Origin of the sequence: Streptomyces sp. SID5910, from assembly GCF_009862125.1 — a bacterium.
In the GTDB taxonomy this organism is placed as follows: Bacteria; Actinomycetota; Actinomycetes; order Streptomycetales; family Streptomycetaceae; genus Streptomyces.
The window spans coordinates 1-1979 of sequence record NZ_WWHX01001037.1 but is presented as its reverse complement, the minus strand read 5'-3'; the positions used below and the strand labels follow the sequence as shown (position 1 = coordinate 1979).

2 protein-coding genes and 1 pseudogene are annotated in these 1979 nt (G+C 72.4%); all 3 read left to right on the top strand.

The window, feature by feature from the left end; genetic code table 11:
- The coding region (locus tag GTW67_RS36725; RefSeq protein ID WP_275940284.1) for a nitrilase-related carbon-nitrogen hydrolase at nt 1–468 on the top strand (468 nt) is incomplete at its 5' end.
- The gene (locus GTW67_RS36720) at nt 465–1748 is read left to right on the top strand and encodes an aminotransferase class III-fold pyridoxal phosphate-dependent enzyme (RefSeq protein ID WP_161169029.1); all 1284 of its coding nucleotides are present in this window, start codon (nt 465–467) and stop codon (nt 1746–1748) included. The genes GTW67_RS36725 and GTW67_RS36720, both read left to right, overlap by 4 nt.
- Before the next feature lie 68 nt (nt 1749–1816).
- Nucleotides 1817–1979 (top strand): annotated as a pseudogene (locus GTW67_RS36715) (PucR family transcriptional regulator ligand-binding domain-containing protein); the annotation flags it as partial.

Sequence of the window (1979 nt, the reverse complement as noted above, 5' to 3'; positions counted from 1 at the left end):
GGCTTCTGGGAGAAGTTCTACTTCCGCCCCGGCAACCTGGGCTGGCCCGTGTTCGACACGGCCGTCGGCAAGGTCGGCGTCTACATCTGCTACGACCGGCACTTCCCGGAGGGCTGGCGGCAGCTCGGCCTCGGCGGCGCCCAGCTCGTCTACAACCCGTCCGCCACCCACCGCGGCCTCTCCGCCCACCTGTGGCAGCTGGAGCAGCCCGCCGCGGCCGTCGCCAACGAGTACTTCGTCGCCGCGATCAACCGGGTCGGGCAGGAGGAGTACGGCGACAACGACTTCTACGGGACGTCGTACTTCGTCGACCCGCGCGGCCAGTTCGTCGGCGACGTCGCCAGCGACAGCAAGGAGGAACTCGTCGTCCGCGACCTGGACTTCGACCTCATCGACCAGGTGCGGCAGCAGTGGGCCTTCTACCGCGACCGCCGCCCCGACGCCTACGAAGGGCTGGTGCAGCCGTGACCAAGGACCTGTTCGCCCGGCACCGCGCCGTCCTGCCCGACTGGCTCGCCCTCTACTACGAGGACCCGCTGGAGATCACCCACGGCGAGGGCCGGCACGTGTGGGACTCCGCCGGCAACAAGTACCTCGACTTCTTCGGCGGCATCCTCACCACGATGACCGCGCACGCCCTGCCCGAGGTGACCAAGGCGGTGAGCGAGCAGGCCGGGCGGATCATCCACTCCTCGACGCTCTACCTGAACCGGCCCATGGTCGAACTCGCCGAGCGCGTCGCCCAGTTGTCCGGCATCCCCGACGCCCGCGTCTTCTTCACCACCTCCGGCACCGAGGCCAATGACACCGCCCTGCTGCTCGCCACCGCCCACCGGCGCAGCAACAGCATCCTGGCGATGCGCAACAGCTACCACGGCCGCTCCTTCAGCGCCGTCGGCATCACCGGCAACCGCGGCTGGTCCCCGACCTCGCTCTCACCGCTCCAGACGCTGTACGTGCACGGCGGTGTGCGCACCCGGGGCCCCTACGCGCACCTGGACGACCGCGACTTCATCGACGCCTGCGTCGCCGACCTCAAGGACCTCCTCGGCCACACCCGCCCGCCCGCCGCGCTGATCGCCGAACCCGTGCAGGGCGTCGGCGGCTTCACCTCCCCGCCGGACGGCCTGTACGCCGCCTTCCGCGAGGTGCTGCACGAGCGGGGCATCCTGTGGATCGCCGACGAGGTCCAGACCGGCTGGGGCCGCACCGGCGACCACTTCTGGGGCTGGCAGGCCCACGCACGCAGCGGCCCGCCCGACATCGTGACCTTCGCCAAGGGCATCGGCAACGGCATGTCCATCGGCGGCGTGATCGCCCGCGCCGAGATCATGAACTGCCTGGACGCCAACAGCATCTCCACCTTCGGCGGCACCCAGGTCACCATGGCGGCCGGCCTCGCCAACCTCACCTATCTGCTGGAGCACGACCTCCAGGGCAACGCCCGGCGCGTCGGCGGACTGCTCGCCGAACGGCTGCGGGCCGTCGCCGCCCAGGTGCCGCACGTGCGGGAGGTGCGCGGGCGCGGACTGATGCTTGGCATCGAGCTGACCCGGCCCGGCACCGACGAGGCCGACCCGCGGGCCGCCTCGGCCGTACTGGAGGAGGCCCGCGCCGGCGGGCTGCTGATCGGCAAGGGCGGCGGCCACGACACCAGCGCCCTGCGCATCGCCCCGCCGATGTCCCTCACCGTCGCGGAGGCCGAGGAGGGCGCCGCGATCCTCGAACGCGCCCTGCGGAGCCTGTGACGGCCGCGCGCCCATCCCTGCGCTGAGCCGTGAGGCCGAGCCGTGCACCGAGCGGAGGAACCGCCGCCATGACCACCACCGCCCGGGACACCCGGGATTCCTGGGAGCCCGCCCTGTCGGTCCGTCAGGTCCTCGCCCTGGAGCGGGTGCTCGCCGGGCAGCCCGAGGTGGTGGCCGGCGCCGGCCTGCTCGACCGGCCGGTGCGCTGGGTGCACGTCGCCGAGGCCGCCA